Origin of the sequence: Bifidobacterium psychraerophilum (genome assembly GCF_000741705.1) — a bacterium.
Classification (GTDB): domain Bacteria; phylum Actinomycetota; class Actinomycetes; order Actinomycetales; family Bifidobacteriaceae; genus Bombiscardovia; species Bombiscardovia psychraerophila.
Genome location: NZ_JGZI01000009.1, coordinates 668,802 through 686,966 on the forward strand (window position 1 = coordinate 668,802; position 18,165 = coordinate 686,966).

Below are 18,165 nucleotides of genomic sequence, written 5' to 3' on the forward strand. Positions count from 1 at the left end.
TCCCTGCAAACGCAGGATGACCATTGCCATTGAAGGTGTGTGAGATGTCTCAGAAACAACACGATCCGCAGGAACTTGCCCGAGCTGTGGCGGTTCAGGTCGCGTCCGAAGCGGCAGAGGTCGGTGATTTCGTCACCGCCGTGGATGAGGGTGACCATGTCACCGATTTCCGCTTTGCCTCGCATGTGCCGGGATATGAGAACTGGCAGTGGTCGGTAACCTTGTATCACGATAGCGAGCTCGATTCATGGACGGTCGACGAATCCTCGCTGGTCCCCGCAGAGGGGGCTCTGCTGCCTCCTCAATGGGTGCCGTGGAAGGATCGGCTGCTTCCCGAGGACCTGTCCGTGACGGATGTGTTGGGAACGGATGCCGACGATCCGAGGATGGAGCCGGGACTCGCATCGCGGACGCTGGACAGGGCCGAGCATATCGTTTCGCATGATGAGGCAGGCGATGGTGCCGGGAGCGCCTCGGGTGACGGGGACGCATCACCAGCGGCATCCACAAGCGAAGATGTGGCTGAGGACGCAGGTGAGGACCCGGCTGAATTGGCTCAGAACGCGGATGACCTCGTTGACGCCGCCGTCGCCTTCCACCTGACCAGAGAGCATGTGATGTCCGTGCAGGGGAGGGCCGAGACGGCCAAGCGCTGGTATGAAGGGCAGCACGGTCCTAAATCGCTGTCCACCAAAACGGCGGACGGTCTCACCTGCGAGGAATGCGGTTTCATGATTCCCCTGCAAGGCGAGTTGGGGCGTTTCTTCGGTGTGTGCGCGAACAAGTGGAGTGCCGATGATGGCAAGGTCGTCGCCTTGGATCACGGATGCGGTGAGCATTCCGAGATCGAAGCGGCACCGGGCAGCAGTCTGTGGGTGCAGTCTGAACCGGCATACGATGATCTGCATATCGATGTGGTGCGTCATGCACGGAACGTGAAGTCCGAGGAGATCGCGACAGCCTCGAAGCCCTCGGATGCGGGCTCGGATGCCGAACTCCCCGAGGTCGAGATCCTTGAGAGCCTGGCAAACGACAAGAGCGCCGATGCCACTGTGGACACGGCCGGCAACACCGTTCAGGACATTGTTGTTGAGGACATTGTTGAGAACACTGTTGAGAACACTGTTGAGCACACGACTGAGAACACAGCTAAGAACAAGGCCAAGAAAGCGGCCAAGAACACAGCCAAGAACACGCCGGATAAGGCTGATGAATCCCCGGTCTCCACTGCTACGGTCGCCACTACCCATGCCGACCATGCCGACACTCATGCCGACGCCGAGCAGGAAGGCGCCACCCCTGGTGTGGGCGAGTCCTCGGCGCAGGCCGGAGCCGAGAACGTTGCGTTGCAGGGCGAGATCGAGCTCGGGGACGGCGAAGCGACAAAGCCCGTCAAGAAAAAGGCCAAGACCACGACCAGACGTCGACGCGTCAGCGCGGCGGAGGGGGATGCCAAGGAAACATCCTCACCGCGACGCAGGAAAAGCACGGCCAAACGTCAGACCGCCAAGAGCAGGACCGCCGCCGATCATGCGGTAGATCAGCATACGGCGGAACAGCATACGGCCGATAAGGATGCCCAAGCCGCCGAATAGTCGCCGCCACAATGTTCAACAAGGGCGTTGTTCAGCGGGCATCGTTCAGAAGGCACTGTTCGAAAAGGCACCGCTGAGACGGCAAGGTCCAGCAGGCAACACGTGGTGCACGATATGTGGTGCATAATGCCTGCTGCACAATGTTTTGCGGCCAATGTTCAATGGACGGTGTTCAGTAGACGGTGTTCAGTAGACATTGCTCAGTGGGCAGGGTTCAGCGGGCAATGTGTGAAGGATAACGCGTGATGGAAATGTGTGACACACCATGCGTGACGGATATCGCGTCGCGCATGGTGTGTCACAGGAGTGAAGGCTGAGTCCGCCGCAGGGCCTAGCGCACGATGCTCACGGTGCTGTCCGCGAGATTGATCAGCTGCTTGCTGACGGAGCCGAGGAAATGCGCGTCAAGCCCCGACAGACCACGTGAACCGACGATGACCCAACTGGCGTACTGGGACGCGTTGATGAGTCCTTTGGCAGGGGATGTGTGGAATGCGTGAGCGTGAAGCTCCACCGTCTCGGGAATGTCCGAACGTTCCAGAATCGAGTCGAGTGCGGCATCCGCGCTGTGCTGGCCCACGGCCAGAGGTGGTACGGCGTTCTCATAGCCGGGGATGGGACCAAGATCCTTGATCTGCCAGCAGTACAGGACATGCAGATCGGCATTGTGGATCGCGGCCTCGCGGGCGGCGAAGTCAAGCGCCTTCATCGAGAGTTCCGAACCGTCGACACCGACGACGATCGATTCGTTGCGCTTCCTCTGTGATGCATTCCTGTCCGGAATCCGGTGCTCAGGGGCGGTGGCCCCTTTGACGTTGAAGGCGGCTTCGATCTCATATTCGACCTGTTCCGCGTCATCCTCGGGGATTCTGACAACCGTGACCGGCACATCCGCATCCTCGGCAAGGGAGGACGAGGTGGATCCAAGGAACCACCGTGCGACCCGTCCCAGGGAACGGCGGCCGACGACGATCTGTTGCGCCGATTCACCGATCTGCAGCAGGGCGGACGGTCCTGAAGCCCTGACCGGGGTGAGTGTCAGCTTCTCACGGTCGAAGGGGATGTCCGCACAGGTCTTGTTCACCCAGCTGTCCAACACCTTGGTGATACCCGCCCGGACCCTGCGCCAATCGCCCTCGTCATGGGGTTCGGCACCCAGATCCCACGATTTGGTCCAGCCGAATACGGCGTTGACGCCCTGCCCTGTCAGCACCGATTCCTCCAAGGCCCAACGCAATGCGGCGAATGACTCCTCCGAGCCGTCGACACCGACCACAATGTCGGCATCGGAGGCGATGCCTGCGGTGTTGCGTCCCATATCGGCTTCCTGCTGCTGCGTCATCGCCATCACCCTCCTAAAATCATCATTACAGAACAGCATAACCTTGAATTTGCGTTCATAGCGCAATAGAAAGTGGGCTGTGAATAAACGTCACTGCAAATCTGTAGAGTGAGTGACAGTTTCAAAGGGAAGGACAAGCATGTTCGAACGGTTTACCGACCGTGCGCGGCGCGTCATCGTGCTCGCGCAGGAGGAGGCTCGCGCCCTTCAACACAATTACATCGGTACCGAGCACCTGTTGCTCGGTCTGATTCGTGAGGGTGAAGGGGTCGCCGCCAAGGCGCTTGCAGCCAAAGGCGTTGAGCTCGATGCCACACGCAAACAAGTCGAGGAAATGATCGGCAAAGGGAATGCCGCACCCAACGGGCATATTCCCTTCACCCCACATGCCAAGCAGGTGCTTGAGCTGAGCTTGCGCGAGGCGCTCCAGCTCGGACACAGCTACATCGGCACCGAGCACATCCTGCTCGGTCTGATCCGTGAAGGCGAGGGTGTCGGCACCCAGGTGCTGATCAAGATGGGTGTTGATCTGGGTGAGCTTCGCACATCCACCATCGACATGATTCGCGGCAGCCATGAAAGCACCGATGCCACCAAGGCCGATCTGGCCAACGCGGGCAGCGTGCAGAGCAAGCAGGGACAGACCGGTTCCGCGATTCTCGACCAGTTCGGACGCAACCTCACCCAGGAGGCGGCCGAAGGCAAACTCGATCCTGTGATCGGGCGAAGCAGCGAGATCGAGCGTGTGATGGTGGTGCTGTCACGACGCACGAAGAACAACCCGGTGCTGATCGGCGAACCGGGTGTGGGCAAGACCGCGGTGGTCGAAGGACTGGCGCAGAAGATCCATACCGGTGACGTTCCCGAGACGCTGAAGGGCAAGCAGGTCTATTCGCTTGATCTTGGCTCGATGGTTGCGGGTTCCCGCTACCGTGGCGATTTCGAGGAGCGCTTGAAGAAGGTCCTCAAAGAGATCAAAACGCGTGGGGACATCGTGCTCTTCATCGATGAGATCCACACCATCGTGGGTGCCGGTTCAGCGGACGGGGCACTCGGTGCATCCGATATGCTCAAGCCCATGCTGGCGCGAGGCGAGCTGCAGACCATCGGCGCGACCACGACCGAAGAGTACCGCAAGTACATCGAGAAGGATGCGGCGCTTGAGCGTCGTTTCCAGCCGATTCAGGTTCCCGAGCCGACCGTTGCCGAAACCATCGAGATACTCAAAGGCCTGCGTGACCGTTACGAGAACCACCATCATGTGACGATCACCGATGGCGCCCTGCAGTCCGCTGCGGAGCTCTCTTCGCGATACATCCAGGATCGCAACCTTCCCGACAAGGCCATCGACCTGATCGACGAGGCCGGCGCGCGTCTGCGCATCAAGCGGCTCACGGCACCCCCTGAGCTCAGGGAGCTGGACGGCAAGATCGCCAAGCTCAGTGAGCAGAAGGATGAGGCGATCAAGGACCAGGACTTCGAAAAGGCCGCCGAACTTCGCGACGACCAGGAGAAGCTGGAGGATGAGCGCAAGCAGAAGGAGCAGTCCTGGCGCGAAGGCGAGTCCGATGTACGCATGGTCGTGGATGAGGATGTCATCGCCGAGGTCATCTCGTCGAGCACCGGCATCCCGGTCTTCAAGCTGACCCAGGCTGAGTCCAAGAAGCTGCTGAACATGGAGAGCGAGCTGCACAAGCGCCTCATCGGACAGGACGAGGCGGTGTCCGCATTGTCCCGCTCGATCCGTCGTACGCGTGTCGGTCTCAAGGACCCGAAGCGTCCCGCAGGCTCCTTCATCTTCGCCGGACCCACCGGCGTGGGCAAGACCGAGCTCGCGAAGACCCTGGCGGCCTTCCTCTTCGATGACGAGGACGCCATGATTCGCGTCGACATGTCCGAATTCGCGGAGAAGTACGCGGCTTCGCGTCTCTTCGGTGCGCCTCCGGGGTACGTCGGCTACGAAGAGGGTGGCGAACTGACCGAGAAGGTCCGTCGCAAGCCATTCTCCGTCGTGCTGTTCGATGAGATCGAGAAGGCTCACCCCGATATCTTCAACACGCTGCTGCAGGTTTTGGATGAGGGTCACCTCACCGATGGGCAGGGACGCAAGGTGGACTTCAAGAACACCATCATCATCCTGACGACGAATCTTGGTACCAGGGATATCGCAAGGGCCGCCAACACCGGCTTCAACCTGGGGAACAACACCGAGACCAGCTATCAGAGGATGAAGGATCAGGTCACCAGCGAACTCAAGCAGCAGTTCCGTCCCGAGTTCCTGAACCGTCTTGACGACATCATCGTGTTCCAGCAGCTCAATGAGCAGCAGGTTCGCCAGATCGTCGATCTTGATGTCCAGCAGCTCAACGAGCGTCTCTTCGAACGGCATATGTCGCTTGAGCTCACCGAGAGCGCGAAGGATCTCCTCGCCCAGAAGGGCTTCGACCCGCTGCTGGGAGCACGTCCGCTGCGTCGTGTGATCCAACGCGACATCGAGGATGCGATCTCCGAGAAGATCCTGATGGGGGAGCTTGGCGATAACGAGCACGTTCAGGTCGATGCCGAAGGCGAAGGCATACTGGGCGAGTTCACCTTCGTCGGCAAGCCTTTCGAGCAGGATGCGGATGGCAACAAGCCCGAGCTGATCGGGGCCGCCGCAGGAACGTCCGCAGCTGTGGACTCCACCGCTGAAGGCACCACCGATGCCGGTACCGAAGCGGGAGAAGGCGCCGAGTAAGCCCGGAGCGTTACGAATACCCGAAACGGGCCACGGAATCATATTCCGTGGCCCGTTTTCCTTTGGACCCGCCCTACTTCATCGCAGCGGTGTCCTGGGGAAGAGCGTCCAGCCGCTGCCTCAGACGTCTGTCATACAGGCGGGTGGAGGGCACTGCGAACATCAGCAGAGCACAGCATATCGATCCGATGCCGGATATGACGAACATCCATTCCACGCCGATGGCATCGGCGATCGGGCCGACGAAGAGGAGACCCACCGGCCCGGCCAGGCCAGACAGTGACATGCATACGCCGAATACCCGCCCCAGTTCATCGGGTGGGAAGGATTGCTGGATCATGGCCATAGGCAGTGTGCTGGGGAAGGCGGTCGCCATGCCTGCGAATGAGTTGAGCACGATGAACAGGACGAAGCCCGTCATCGACGGGGGAAGCAGACCGCATATCGCGAAGGCGATGCCGAGAATGGCGATCGCCAGTATCGTCGGTCTCATGCGGTCCTTCCACGTCCCGAAAATACCGATGACGGCCCCGCCCGCAAGCGATCCGATCGACCACACCATCTCCACGATGCCCGCCTGGAACACCGTGCCTTTGAAGTACTGGAAGGTCATCAGAGGGTAGAGGCTCGCTGCGGGCATGAACATCAGGGTGAACAGGGAACTGATGATGAGCATCGACCACAGTCCGCGGGCGCTGGCGATGCGTTTGAATCCGAAGACGGCATCGGCGAAGACCTTGGGTTTTTCCGTTCTCCCACCCACATTCGAGGGAATGCTGATGAAGGCCAGTATGCCGACGCCGAGTGCGGCACCGATCACATCCACGAGAATCAGATAATTGATCGGGATGAAGGCATACAGCATCGCGCCGAGGGCGGGGGAGATGATCATCGTCGCCGACTGCACCATGCCGAGCTGTCCATTGATCTTCGTGATTTCGGTGCTGGGCACGATGGTCGGCAGAATCGATTGGATGGTCGGCATCTGGAAGGCCTGCGCCATCGAGCGTACAAGCAGGGAGACGAAGACCAGCCAGAGGGGGAATGTGGAATTCAGCGTCCCCACCACCGAGAGGATGATCGCGAATGCGGCCGCGATCAGATCAGGCACGATCAGCAGCGCTTTTTTGTTCCAACGGTCGACGAAGGTGCCGACGAAGGGGCTGAGCAGCACCATCGGCAGCATGGCGAGGAGTGTCGCATAACTGAGGATCGTCGCCGATCCGGATTCCTGGGTGAGATACCAGATGATCGCATATTGCACGATCATCGAGGTGATGCCGGTCATGAACTGGCTGAATAGAAAGAGGTAGCTGTTGCGTCGCCAATTGGACATCTGTTGAGGTGATGCCTGAGCCATAGGAAGCCTTTGTGATAGTTCGGTCTGGATCGGTGAGGAACACGGATCTCCGTAACTACTATCGCACAGCAATCATGCAGCGTCCGCATCAGCTTCCGGTGGAACGTCGTCGCCTGCTGCAGGCCGCTTCTCCCTGCCCCGAAAGGATTGACGAGGGGGTTCCGGAGGCCTTCTGCGAAGGGATGATACAATCGGGGTGCCTTGTATGTATGAAGATGTGAGCACCCATGACGTCCTTTCGGGCGTGGGCACCGCGGTCGAATCCCGTGATTCGAACGGTGTGGCATGCGCAGTGCAGCAGTGAGCGTTGACGCTCCCCGGTATTCTTCGACCCCCCCATTCATGTCGAGTGACGTTTTTCATACAAGGACAGACCATGAACGATTCAACCCAGCAAGCCGCGAATCATGCGCAGGACATCAACGACAACCGTGACAATTGGAACGACCGTGCAGCAGTGCATGCGCAAGGCGGATACGGCGATATCGATGGATTCATCGCGGATCCCGATGCCATCACCGACGTCACGCGTCGGGATATGGCGGTGCTGGCACCCCATCTGCCGAATCACAGCCTGCAGGGGCGGAAGCTGCTGCACCTGCAATGCCATATCGGTACGGACACACTCAGCTGGGCGAGGCTGGGGGCCCAGGAGGTGTGGGGCCTTGATTTCTCGCCCGCATCGCTGTCCTATGCCAGGGATATCGCCCGACGTGCGGGGAAGGACATCCACTTCGTCGAAAGCGATGCGCGCTATGCCGCAAGGGCCATGCCCTGGCAGCGCGGCGGCTTCGATGTGGTGGTGACCAGCGTGGGCACCATTACATGGCTGCCCGACCTCAAGGATTGGGCGCAATCCATCGCCGATCTGCTGGCGCCAGGTGGGGTCTTCATGATCAGGGACACCCATCCGCTGCTGTTCGCGCTCGATAATGCGGGCCTCAACATCATCCAGGATTATTTCAGCGGCACCGAGGTGTCCTATGAATCGGATTCCTCCTACACCGAAGGCTCGGAGGGCACGATCGCCCACAGTCACAACCACAACTGGGCTCACGATTTTGAGGACGTGACCGGGAATCTGCTGAATGCGGGGCTGGAAATAGCGGCGATAGGGGAACACGACGTCACGGATTGGCGTGCGCTGCCGATGCTTGAGTTCTCAGAGGATGATGAAGGCTGGCATATGCCCAAGGGGATGCCGAACATACCGCTGAACTTCTCGATTGTGGCAAGGAAGCGCTGACCCCGGGGCCTATCGATCGGATGCCAGGGGAGTTGCCGGGGATACACCGACCCCGGCAACTCAGGCGTGCTGTGAAGCCCTTTCGGCTGTGCTCTCCTCAAGATGCCCGTCCTGGATGGTGAGCACACGGTCGCATTCCTCCAGCAGGCGTTCGTCGTGGGTCACCATAACGACCGCGGTGCCTTCCCGCCGAGAGGCGCGCGAGAAGATATCCGCGACCCCCATGGCCCGTGAGGTGTCAAGGCTCGCCGTGGGCTCATCCGCAAGAATGACGGCGGGACGGCCGAACAGTGCGACGCATATCGCGGCACGCTGCTTCTCGCCACCCGACAGCTCATCCGGATATTTGCGTCTGAGCTTCTCGATATCCAGATCCTGCATCAGGCTTGTGGCGCGTCGCGCATCGAAACTCTGATGCGCATAGGAGGACCGGAGCCTGAGTTGCTCCTCAAGCGTCAGGAAGGGGACCAGATTCGATGATTGCAACACGAATCCTACGGTGTCGAAACGAAGCCGTGCGAGCTCCTTTCCGGACATATGAGAGTATTCCCTGCCGTCCAGGCTCACGGAGCCACCGCTCGGTTTCTGCAAACCGCCCATGATGGTCAGCAGGGTGGATTTACCGGAGCCGCTCGGGCCCACGACCGCGACGAACTCCCCGGAGTGGATGGTGCAGGTGGTGGGTGCCAGGGCATGCACCGTGGTGTCCCCGTCCGGGTAATCCTTGTACACTTCGTTGAACTCGAGCACTGCCTTTGGGGTCTGCGTGTTGTTGGTATTCGCTGATGTCATGACAAAGCCTCGATAGCGTCTATGGATGAAACCGCGCGTGCGGAGAAGGCTGCGCCGATCAGGCTGAACAGCACCAGCACGCCGGAAATGATCGCGAACCAGTACGGACTCACGGTTATCGGAACGGTCACCGGCATCACGGCGATGGTCAGCAGCGCCAGCAGCAGTCCTATCAGTGTTCCCAGAACCGAAAGGATCAGGGTCTGGGCGAGGATCGAACGGGATATGAACGCGTTCGAATACCCCTGCGCCTTGAGCACCCCGAAGAGATGCCGCTTGTGCATGGTCAGGATATAGATGAATATGCCCACGACCAGAGCGGATACGCCCACTAGGAAGCCGATCATCAGGGAGAAGGTGAGGACCTGGGCCTGATAGCCGGGAATGTTGTTGATGAAGGCGTCTATGTCGAGCGAGACCATGCCATCGGGAAGGGATATCTTCTTGGAGGCGTCCCTGACGACCAATCCGCTGGCCACAACGGTCTGATCCGAATCCGCCGCGCTCGCGGACTGGCCGGATTGCTGCTGCCCGTTGGACGAAGCCTCGGAAGCCGACGTCATCGACGCATACGCGGAGGGCAGTGTGAAGGTGCCGTTGCGTACATAGATCACGGGTTCGGTGTTGTATTCCGCGGTTCTGGTGAAACCGACGATGGTGTAGGTGTATCCGGCTCTGCCGACGCTGACGTGCTGTCCGAGTTGCACGCCGTCCTTCGTCGAGAGGCTTTCACTGGCGACAGCCTCCTTGTCATTATCGGCGGCCCGCCCACTGACCAGTTCCGGGACCAGGGTTGATGATGATCTCACGCCGAGCAGGACGGTGTTGAAACCTTCGCCGCTGGCCTTCCCCGCCTTCTTGATTTTCGTCACGGCCTGCAGCACGCTGACTGGCTCGATGGCCTTGTCGCCCGAGGCCGCGCTGTCTTCGCTGTCGGCGCTGCTGCCGAGTATCGCAGACTCTTCGCCTTTGGTGACCGATGACGAGACGAGATTGCCGTTGGCATCATCGGAAAGCAGTATCCGTGAGGCGTCCCAGGCATCGACCGAGGTTCTGTTAGCCTGGGCCAGGCCATAGGACAGAGCGGTCAAAAAGAACGACAGATAACCGACGAGTATGATAACCGCCATGATCAGGGCGTAACGCCCCTTGGAATGACGTATTTCCTTCCATGCGAGCTGCATGCATCCCCTTCTTCCCCGACTACCGACGTACCCGAGGGTGGACGCCCCTGTGGGGAGCGCTCATGCACCTCCGGATTTCAGGGCCGACGACGGTCTTTCGGGCCGACGGACCAGCGTCCATGTCTGGAACAACAATACGCAGCGTCAGACATGCGCCTGCGCATCATCGCCCTCAGAGTAGGAAATGCGATAAACAGCACAGTATGCGGCGATTAGATCAGCAGCAGTGCGAACAGGTAGCAGAGGACCGGTATGGCAAAGTACGCATCCCATCTGCTCATGCGGAGCAGCCGGAAATGCGTGCGATGCGCACCGCCTTCATAACAGCGGGCATCCAAGGCCAGACCCAGATTGTCGGCGTGACGCAGCGTGCCCGCGAACACCGGGACGATGATCGCCGTGGCGGCGCGCATGCGTTGCATGGGGCTGCCGCTTTCGATGCTGCCCCCTCGTGCCGCCTGGGCATCCATCACCGAGGATGCCTCCTTGGTCAGTATCGGTATGAAGCGCAAGGCCAGCGACATCACCAGGGATATCTCATGGGTGTGCATGCCCAGCGAACGCAAGGGTCGAAGCAATGATTCGAAGGCATCGGTCATCTGCGTCGGGGTGGTGGTCTGGAGCACGACCGCGCCCAGGATGATCACGAAGGCGAATCGGCAGCTATAGAGCACGGCGCTCCACAAGCCACCGCTGCTCAGGGTGAACGGTCCCCACGAGAACAGCACGGTGCCGCTATGGACCACGAAGAGATTCAGAATTCCCATGATCACGAACATCATCAGGAATACGCGTACCGAGCGGAGGATGCGCAGCGGGGGGATTCTCGAAGCGAGGGTCACGGCGAGGGTCATCACCGCGCCAAGTGCGAGCTGCGCCGGAGAGGTGATGAAGAAGGCGGTCAGCATCATGGCGAGTGTGCCGAGCATTTTGGCGCGCGGGTCCAAACGCGTCATCAGGGATTGCCTGATCACGTTCCGCTGCTGTTCCGGCCGGGCTTCCGCCAGGACCGGGGCCTGTCCCTCGGGCTCCTTCGGGGTCTGGTCGCCAGGCGCCGATCCCTGCCGCACCTCCATGCGGTCCTGGTATTGCCGCAGCACGGATGCGGATTCACCGAAAGCGATCACCCTGCCTTCCTCAAGCATCAGCGTCCGTTTCGCCAGGGAACGGGCATCCTGCATGGAGTGGGTGGTCATGATCACCGTCACCCCCTGCCTGCTGAGCGTCGAGATGAGGGTGGTCATGCGTGACCGGGCGCCGCTGTCCAGGCTGGCGGTGGGTTCATCCATCACCAGCACGTCGGGGGTGCAGGCGATCACCCCGGCGATGGCGGCCAGACGCTGTTGCCCGCCGGAGAGATCGAAGGGTGAGCGTTCGGCCAGAGCCTCGATACCGAGTACATGGAGGGCCTGATCGACCCTCCTGCGCACGTCGGCGGGGGAGTAGCCGAGGTTCTTCGGGCCATAGGACACATCCTCACGCACGGTTTCCGCGAAGAGCTGCCGTTCCGGATGCTGCATCACATAGCCCACCCTGCGCCGCAGGGAGGAGAGGGTCTTGCGTTTCGCCATCCTCCCATCGTCGGCCACGCGGATACCGCAGATGTCGATATATCCCTGACTGGTGCCGGCAAGGGCGCAGAGCATTCTCGACAAGGTGGATTTGCCGGAACCGTTATGCCCGACGATGGCGATCACCTCGCCACGGTGGGCGTCAAAGGAGACCTGGTGCAAGGCGTCGTGGTCTCCATCCGCGAAACGGTAGGAGACGTCACGGACGCTGATAACGGGTTCCTCGGTGACGCCCGCGGTCCAACTCATCGATGCCGGGCCGGTCTGCTCGGACTCTGGGTCATGTGCCCCTGCGGCCGTGGGCTGTCGCGTCGAGAGCTCCTCGGGGCTGCCATCCGCGACGATACGCCCGTGTTCGAGCATGATGACGCGGGTGGCCTTGCTCAGGTCGCTCGTCGAATGGGTGATATGCACGATGGTCGTGCCACGTGCCGAGAGGGCGTCAAGCGTCTCCAACACATCCCGACGACCCTCGCTGTCCAGCATGGCTTCGGGTTCATCGAGCACCAGCATGCTCGGATGCATCGCCAGGGCTCCTGCGATCGCCACACGTTGCTGCTGTCCGCCGGACATGCGCGTGGGGTCTCGTTTGGCCGAGGACTGCATCGACACATGTTCCAAGGACTCGGTCACGCGGGTGATGATCTCCTGCCGCGGCACGGCCAGATTCTCCGGGCCGAAGGCCACATCATCCTGCGTGACCGTGGTGACGATCTGGTCATCCGGGTTTTGAAACACCATGCCGATATGGTGCCGCGCATGCCGATATGCCTCGGCGTGCACGGTCCCGTTGTCGAACACCGTGGATCCCAAGAGCACGACATGTCCTTCATCGGGGCTGACGAAGCCCGCGATGATCCGTGCCAGCGTGGATTTCCCGGAGCCGTTCGATCCGATGACGCATATGCGTTCGCCCTGATGGATATTCAGGTCGATGCCTTCCAAAGCCCACGATGAACCTCGGTCATAGCTGAAGGAGACATCATGCAGGCTCACCATGCGATCCTGCATGTGTTGCTCCACATTCATCACCGCTTGCCTCAGCGATGGACGAGCATGGAGATCGGCTTGTATATCAGGAAGGTGACGATGCCGTGGATGGCCAATTTCAGCAGGTTGAATGGCAGAAGAATCGGCAGGATCATCGTGGCGACCTGTGCGACCGACATATTCGCGTACAGAGGCGTGATGATGAGATTACCGAGCAGCGCCACGGCAAGCGCGCACACCGAACCCACGATGATGCCGAGCAAAGCCCCTTTGCGTGTGTGCACACGCTTGTAGACCAGCGAGGCGGGAACGCTGAGTGAGAGTGCGACGGCCACGGCCATCAGGGTGCCATAGGGATCGGTGAACAGGTGGGGGACCCAGGACAGCACGCTGACGATCACGGCCGCCATCGGTCCGAAGGCGAATCCCGAAATCAGCGAGACGATGCCTGAGGGGTCGTATTTCAAATAGGGTGCCGCCGGGAATACCGGTAATTCGATGAAACTGGCCACAATCGCCAGTGAGACGAATAATGCGTAAATGGCGATCCGTCTGGTCGACCAGCGTCCTTCTTCGATATCGCTGGTTGAATGTGAATCTCTGTTATGCGGTGCAGAAGACTGCGATCCGTGTGAGGGCATGCTCATGTAGAGCCTCGTTTCTTTCATCCGGACTGTAACCGTTGGCCTCGGATTCTCACCGGATCAGCCGCTTGCGCGGGTCGCGGGCTTCGACATCAACCGTTTTCTTGTCGGCTGCATCGTTACCGCCAGTAAGGAGTTGCACCTTCCCTGAAACTAACGGGACTAATTTAGCACACACTGTCCATAACAGCGCGGGTGGCGGTTATCGTCATGCTCAGGGGAGAAGGCGCGGGCACGCTTTCCTCGCAGCCACGCCGGGCGCCGGATCGTCGTGCCATCCGACGGCCGTGGGCATCGGCGGCCGATGCGTGCAACAATAGAATGCATGGATAAAGTCGCAATTGTTGTGGTTACCTATCGCAGGCAGGAACTGCTCGGCACCCTCTTCGAATCGATTCTCAAACTCACCAGGGCCCCGTGGAGAGTAGTGGTCGTTGATAACGAGCACGCTGAACGGACCGAAGGGATGGTCCGCGAATTCGAGGAGAAGGTCACCAGGCAGTGGGGCAGGACGATACCTGATCTGGGCGGTGGGGACAGCCGGGTGGTGTATGCGCCGCAGAGCGACAACCTGGGTGGTGCCGGAGGCTTCTCCGCCGGGGTCAAACGCGCATACGACCTGGGTGCGCAGTGGTTCTGGGTTATGGATGACGATGTTGCGGTGGAGCCCGAAGGTCTTGAACGTCTGGGCAAATGGACGGACGGGCACGAGGTGGTGCAAGGCGCACGTCTGGATTATGATGGCGGGCCCTTCTACTGGCAGTACCGTTTCATCACTTCCATGGGTATTCCCGATCCCATCGCACCCGCCGCCTTCGGGCAGGCCGGTTACCGTGTGATGAACACGATGTGCTTCGAGGGGGGACTGTTCTCCCGGCGCATCGTCGAGAGCATAGGTCTGCCTGACCCACGTTTCTTCATCTACTGGGATGACACGATGTACGGCTATCTCGCCAGCAAGGTGACCACGCCGATCGTGGTCCCCGATGTGGTGATGCGTCGGACCCGGGAGATCGGCAACTGGGATATAGCGGGTGTGCGTCAACTGAACTCAACATCGGATATGAACCGGTACCACATCATGCGCAACCGTGGCTATATGGCCCGCTACTTCATGCACCACGGCGATTATCGTCCCTTCCTCTTCGCTTTGGGAACGGCCGCCACATTCGCCAAGGAATTCATCAGGCTGCTCGCCGTGGACCGAGGCAGCTTCAGATCGGGGATCGGCAGACTCGTCAAAGGATGGTGGGATTCACGCCGTCTGCTTCATGACCCCGAGTGGAAGCCGATGCCTCCGCTCAAATAGCACTGTTTGGTAAGCACTGTTTGGTAGGCACTGTGTGGGGTGCACCGTCTGGGAAGCACTGTCTTGGTGCACTGAGTACGGAGCGCTCCGGGGGAGCATGGCGCTCCGCATTCTAGGCGCGTATGAACGGTGCCCCCTCGCCCCACTGCCATGTGCCGCCGCCTGCGCCGATCTGGAAATGCAGCTTCGCAATGCCGAGGTCATTGAACAGATGGTCGCCCGTCGCCTCAGGCGCGAAGCCCGCCCTGACCTCGCCGGATTGCGGATCGTATGAGAATCGAATGGGCTGGCGGTTCATGGCCGATGGGGCTTTCAACGCAGCCCGAACGCCTTTGATCAGGTAGTCCGGAGCCGAATCAAGCTCATCCGGGGTCATGCCCGGGATCGCCTCCTCGACGCTGATCGAGTCCCGGTGATCGCGTTGTGCGGCGCTGAGCGACTCGAAAGCCGAGCTCAGATGCCGCATATGCTCCTGAGGATTGCCGATGGTGATGCCAAGATACAATTCCTCGTCATCATCGATGGAGCAGTGGGCGGCAGCGGCCGTGGCATCCCAACTGCCCGCCACCCATCCGGTGCCCAATCCATACAGCGTTGCGGCGAGGACGATCCGCTCGGCATAGAAGCCGGCGCGTTCCTTGCCTTCTGATGAGTGCTTGGGCCCCACGACGGCGATGAAATTCCTCGCATTCGTGAAATGTCCCGAAGCGTTCGCCTGTGCGAATACATCCGGGCAGTCCCGGATGAGCTGCAGGTGCAGGCCGGAGAGCGTGTTGACCGCTTCGATCGTGGTCGAGAGCTGCCTGGCCTGATCCTCCGCTATGGCTTCGGGGTCATATGCCCGTGTGGTGGTCCGTATGTCAATCGCGTCATTGAGCTGAGTATGTTCTGCCATGACCCTATTATTATGCTTGCATCAAGAAAATGCACTCCCGTGTCGCGATTCGGCATGACATATGGGATGAGGTAGGGATATGATGCATGCGTACCGGTCCGAATGTTCGTTCTTTCGGTGGGGTGCGCACGGGCACGAAAGATTCCAGTAACAAGGAGATCAAGGATGATTGAGACAGCGCAGGCATTTGGCATTGACATCGGTGGTTCTGGCATTAAGGGCGCACCCGTTGACCTGAACATCGGCGACTTTGCGGAACCGCGTTTGAAGATTCTGACCCCCGAGGAATCCACTCCCGAGGCCGTCGGGGCCATCACCAAGCAGATGCTTGAGCATTTCGAGGTCCCCGAGGACGTACCTGTCGGCATCGCCTTCCCGGCACCGATCAAACCGGGCAAGCCTTTGGATTTCATGGCCAATCTCGACAAGTCCTGGCTTGGCGTCGATGTGCAGGAGGCTTTCAGCCAGGCCTGCGGTCGTCCGGTCAAAGTGGTGAACGACGCTGATGCGGCAGGTCTTGCCGAAGTCCAGTTCGGCGCGGCCAAAGGCGAGAAGGGCCTTGTCATCGCTACGACGCTGGGCACCGGCATCGGCTCCGCCATCATCTATGACGGTGTGCTGATTCCGAACAGCGAACTCGGGCACCTGACGCTCAAGGATCAGGACGCCGAGAAATACGCGGCGGCTTCCGTGCGTGAGCAGAAGAACCTGGGATACAAGAAGTGGGCCGGACGGCTCACGAAATACTATGGCATGGTGGAAACCTATCTCAATCCCGATCTCTTCGTGGTCGGAGGCGGTGTAAGCCGCATGAGCGAGAAGTTCCTGCCGTTGATCGACATCAAAACCCCGATCGTCCCGGCGAAGCTGCGCAATCAGGCGGGTATCGTCGGCGCGGCGTACTTCGCCAGCATCCATAAGGACTGAGCGCGCTACCGCTGATTGAGGCCTTCCCTTATGGAGGGAATCAGCTGAATCGTTATGGCACATCACCTCGTGTATGGATCCCATTCCGGATGATCCGGGATCCCTTCCAGAGGTGGTGTGCCTTTTTGGTATATTGCAAGATGTCGTCTAGGGCGGTCTTTCGGCATCGCGTCATCATGATGCGGGGGGTCGAGGGCATGCATGGGAATTGGTGAATACGAATATGCGCTTCTCCACACGAACGGTTCCTGACGAGCCCAATGCCATCGCCGTCGCCGAGGGCATCGCCCTGCGCGCCGGTGCGAGCCTGCGTAAACTCAATGATTCGAATCCGACCCATCATGGTCTTGGTCCGAAGATGCTGGGGCATGGCTATGATGCCGACCCCCGCGGGCCACGAGATGCCCGTGAGACACTTGCCTCCTTCCTCAGCACCCGGGGGCGGCACGTCGGGGAGAACAGGGCCCTGCCGGGTGCCCCAAGCCACCGGGGGACAGCCGTTTCCGGAGAGCTGATGGAGTCTTCGGCACCTGAGGTGTCTCCCGAGCGGATCTATGTGCTCAGCTCAACATCACAGGCCTACTCGTGGCTGATGAAGCTGCTCTGTGATGCCGGGGATGCGGTGCTGGTGCCGAAACCCGGATACCCCTTGATCGAATCCATCGCACGTCTGGAATGCGTGGATGCGTTGAGCTACCCCCTGCACTATGACGGTTCGTGGACCATCGACACCGCAGCCATCCGTGAGGCGCTGCGCCGGGATACGCAGGGACATATCAGGGCCTTGGTGCTCATCAACCCGAATAATCCCACAGCCTCGTATGTGGGTGCCCATGAGCGTGACACGATTCTTTCCCTATGCAAGGAATATGATGTGGCCCTGATCGCCGACGAGGTGTTTTTCGATTATGCATTCGATGATGATTCCGATCGGCCCGGGCACGAGGGTGAGGGGAGTGCCACGCGTCGCGAATCGTCCACGGTCGCGGGAGAGGGGCCGCAGCACCGACGTTTTGCCGGAGAATCATCCGTATTGACCTTCGCCCTTGACGGTTTCTCGAAGCTCCTCGCCGCCCCGCATGCCAAAGTCGGCTGGATACAGGTCTCCGGGCCGGAGGATGAGGTGCGCCAGGCGTTGCGGCGTCTGGACGCGATCGCCGACGACTACCTGCCGATGAGCTCCATCATCGCTGATGCGATACCGGCGCTGATCGCGCTTGCCGATACGCAGCTTGCGCATGTGCGCAGTCGTGTGTCGACGAACCTGGCTGTGCTGCGCCGCCTGCTCGACCAGGACGAGAATGGGCTGGTGAGTCTGTTGCGGGCTGAGGGCGGTTGGAATGTGCTGCTGAGATTCCCCGCGGTGATCGATGAGAATGATCTGGTGCTCGGATTGATCCACGATCATGGCGTGAGCGCGCAGCCCGGCTATTTCTTCGATATGGAGTCCAACGGGTATCTGGCGCTGTCCTTATTGCCTGAAGGCGAGGAATTCGAGCGCAACGTCAGGGATGTGCTCGCAGAGGTCCAGACGCTGATCGATCGCTGAGGGCAGGAGCAACAGCCGGACTTT

Annotated in this window: 13 protein-coding genes and 1 riboswitch; of the genes, 6 read left to right on the forward strand and 7 right to left on the reverse strand. The window is 60.2% G+C overall.

Going from position 1 to position 18,165, the window contains the following annotated elements; genetic code table 11:
* Positions 1 to 44: 44 nt before the first annotated feature.
* A complete protein-coding gene (locus BPSY_RS11100) occupies positions 45 to 1,595 on the forward strand; it encodes a DUF3027 domain-containing protein (RefSeq protein ID WP_051921783.1) in 1,551 nt (516 codons plus the stop codon).
* Positions 1,596 to 1,926: 331 nt separating this feature from the next.
* On the opposite strand, the gene BPSY_RS06815 is transcribed toward BPSY_RS11100, so the two are convergent.
* Positions 1,927 to 2,937, reverse strand: coding sequence for a universal stress protein (locus tag BPSY_RS06815; protein ID WP_051921819.1), 1,011 nt, complete (start codon positions 2,935 to 2,937; stop codon positions 1,927 to 1,929).
* Between the two features lie 139 nt (positions 2,938 to 3,076).
* Between BPSY_RS06815 and BPSY_RS06820 the strand changes: the two genes are divergently transcribed.
* Positions 3,077 to 5,674 carry an ATP-dependent Clp protease ATP-binding subunit gene (locus BPSY_RS06820; RefSeq protein ID WP_033496632.1) on the forward strand — a complete coding sequence of 866 codons (2,598 nt, stop codon included), beginning with the start codon at positions 3,077 to 3,079 and terminating at the stop codon, positions 5,672 to 5,674.
* A 73-nt stretch (positions 5,675 to 5,747) separates the two neighbouring features.
* Here the strand turns inward: BPSY_RS06820 and BPSY_RS06825 are convergent, their stop codons facing one another.
* Positions 5,748 to 7,034, reverse strand: a complete 1,287-nt coding sequence (locus BPSY_RS06825; protein ID WP_081884304.1) for an MFS transporter — start codon at positions 7,032 to 7,034, stop codon at positions 5,748 to 5,750.
* Between the two features lie 376 nt (positions 7,035 to 7,410).
* Between BPSY_RS06825 and BPSY_RS06830 the strand changes: the two genes are divergently transcribed.
* Positions 7,411 to 8,280 (forward strand): class I SAM-dependent methyltransferase, encoded by an 870-nt coding sequence (locus BPSY_RS06830; protein WP_033496628.1) that lies wholly within the window; start codon positions 7,411 to 7,413, stop codon positions 8,278 to 8,280.
* Between the two features lie 60 nt (positions 8,281 to 8,340).
* Here the strand turns inward: BPSY_RS06830 and BPSY_RS06835 are convergent, their stop codons facing one another.
* The 4 genes from BPSY_RS06835 to BPSY_RS06850 form a co-directional block, all read right to left on the reverse strand.
* A complete protein-coding gene (locus BPSY_RS06835; RefSeq protein WP_051921784.1) occupies positions 8,341 to 9,072 on the reverse strand; it encodes an ABC transporter ATP-binding protein in 732 nt (243 codons plus the stop codon).
* Positions 9,069 to 10,256 carry an ABC transporter permease gene (locus BPSY_RS06840; RefSeq protein WP_033496626.1) on the reverse strand — a complete coding sequence of 396 codons (1,188 nt, stop codon included), beginning with the start codon at positions 10,254 to 10,256 and terminating at the stop codon, positions 9,069 to 9,071. Before BPSY_RS06840 ends, BPSY_RS06835 begins: the two co-directional genes overlap by 4 nt.
* Positions 10,257 to 10,468: 212 nt before the next feature.
* Complete coding sequence (locus BPSY_RS06845; RefSeq protein WP_033496748.1) at positions 10,469 to 12,838, reverse strand: energy-coupling factor transporter ATPase; 2,370 nt, start codon at positions 12,836 to 12,838, stop codon at positions 10,469 to 10,471.
* A 29-nt stretch (positions 12,839 to 12,867) separates the two neighbouring features.
* Positions 12,868 to 13,485 carry an ECF transporter S component gene (locus BPSY_RS06850; protein WP_033496625.1) on the reverse strand — a complete coding sequence of 206 codons (618 nt, stop codon included), beginning with the start codon at positions 13,483 to 13,485 and terminating at the stop codon, positions 12,868 to 12,870.
* Positions 13,470 to 13,620: riboswitch (FMN riboswitch) on the reverse strand. It overlaps the preceding gene by 16 nt.
* A gap of 166 nt (positions 13,621 to 13,786) precedes the next feature.
* On the opposite strand from BPSY_RS06850, the gene BPSY_RS06855 reads away from it, so the two are divergent.
* Positions 13,787 to 14,770, forward strand: coding sequence for a glycosyltransferase family 2 protein (locus BPSY_RS06855; protein WP_338010511.1), 984 nt, complete (start codon positions 13,787 to 13,789; stop codon positions 14,768 to 14,770).
* A gap of 112 nt (positions 14,771 to 14,882) precedes the next feature.
* On the opposite strand, the gene BPSY_RS06860 is transcribed toward BPSY_RS06855, so the two are convergent.
* The gene (locus tag BPSY_RS06860) at positions 14,883 to 15,665 is read right to left on the reverse strand and encodes a nitroreductase family protein (protein ID WP_033496621.1); all 783 of its coding nucleotides are present in this window, start codon (positions 15,663 to 15,665) and stop codon (positions 14,883 to 14,885) included.
* 165 nt (positions 15,666 to 15,830) lie between these two features.
* Here BPSY_RS06860 and ppgK point away from each other — a divergent pair, with 165 nt between their 5' ends.
* Positions 15,831 to 16,592, forward strand: coding sequence for a polyphosphate--glucose phosphotransferase (gene ppgK / locus BPSY_RS06865; RefSeq protein WP_033496619.1), 762 nt, complete (start codon positions 15,831 to 15,833; stop codon positions 16,590 to 16,592).
* Positions 16,593 to 16,815: 223 nt separating this feature from the next.
* Entirely contained in the window at positions 16,816 to 18,141 is a 1,326-nt protein-coding gene (locus BPSY_RS06870; RefSeq protein ID WP_033496617.1) for a pyridoxal phosphate-dependent aminotransferase, read from the forward strand.
* The last annotated feature ends 24 nt before the right edge of the window (positions 18,142 to 18,165 follow it).

What these genes read in the sequence shown, in the direction of transcription:
- BPSY_RS06860 (WP_033496621.1), bottom strand. Translation starts at nt 15,665, where the DNA reads ATGGCAGAACATACTCAGCTCAATGACGCGATTGACATACGGACCACC.
- BPSY_RS11100 (WP_051921783.1), top strand. Translation starts at nt 45, where the DNA reads ATGTCTCAGAAACAACACGATCCGCAGGAACTTGCCCGAGCTGTGGCG.
- BPSY_RS06820 (WP_033496632.1), top strand. Translation starts at nt 3,077, where the DNA reads ATGTTCGAACGGTTTACCGACCGTGCGCGGCGCGTCATCGTGCTCGCG.
- BPSY_RS06855 (WP_338010511.1), top strand. Translation starts at nt 13,787, where the DNA reads ATGGATAAAGTCGCAATTGTTGTGGTTACCTATCGCAGGCAGGAACTG.
- BPSY_RS06815 (WP_051921819.1), bottom strand. Translation starts at nt 2,937, where the DNA reads ATGACGCAGCAGCAGGAAGCCGATATGGGACGCAACACCGCAGGCATC.
- BPSY_RS06825 (WP_081884304.1), bottom strand. Translation starts at nt 7,034, where the DNA reads ATGGCTCAGGCATCACCTCAACAGATGTCCAATTGGCGACGCAACAGC.
- BPSY_RS06835 (WP_051921784.1), bottom strand. Translation starts at nt 9,072, where the DNA reads ATGACATCAGCGAATACCAACAACACGCAGACCCCAAAGGCAGTGCTC.
- BPSY_RS06870 (WP_033496617.1), top strand. Translation starts at nt 16,816, where the DNA reads ATGCGCTTCTCCACACGAACGGTTCCTGACGAGCCCAATGCCATCGCC.
- BPSY_RS06830 (WP_033496628.1), top strand. Translation starts at nt 7,411, where the DNA reads ATGAACGATTCAACCCAGCAAGCCGCGAATCATGCGCAGGACATCAAC.
- ppgK (WP_033496619.1), top strand. Translation starts at nt 15,831, where the DNA reads ATGATTGAGACAGCGCAGGCATTTGGCATTGACATCGGTGGTTCTGGC.
- BPSY_RS06845 (WP_033496748.1), bottom strand. Translation starts at nt 12,838, where the DNA reads ATGCAGGATCGCATGGTGAGCCTGCATGATGTCTCCTTCAGCTATGAC.
- BPSY_RS06850 (WP_033496625.1), bottom strand. Translation starts at nt 13,485, where the DNA reads ATGAAAGAAACGAGGCTCTACATGAGCATGCCCTCACACGGATCGCAG.
- BPSY_RS06840 (WP_033496626.1), bottom strand. Translation starts at nt 10,256, where the DNA reads ATGCAGCTCGCATGGAAGGAAATACGTCATTCCAAGGGGCGTTACGCC.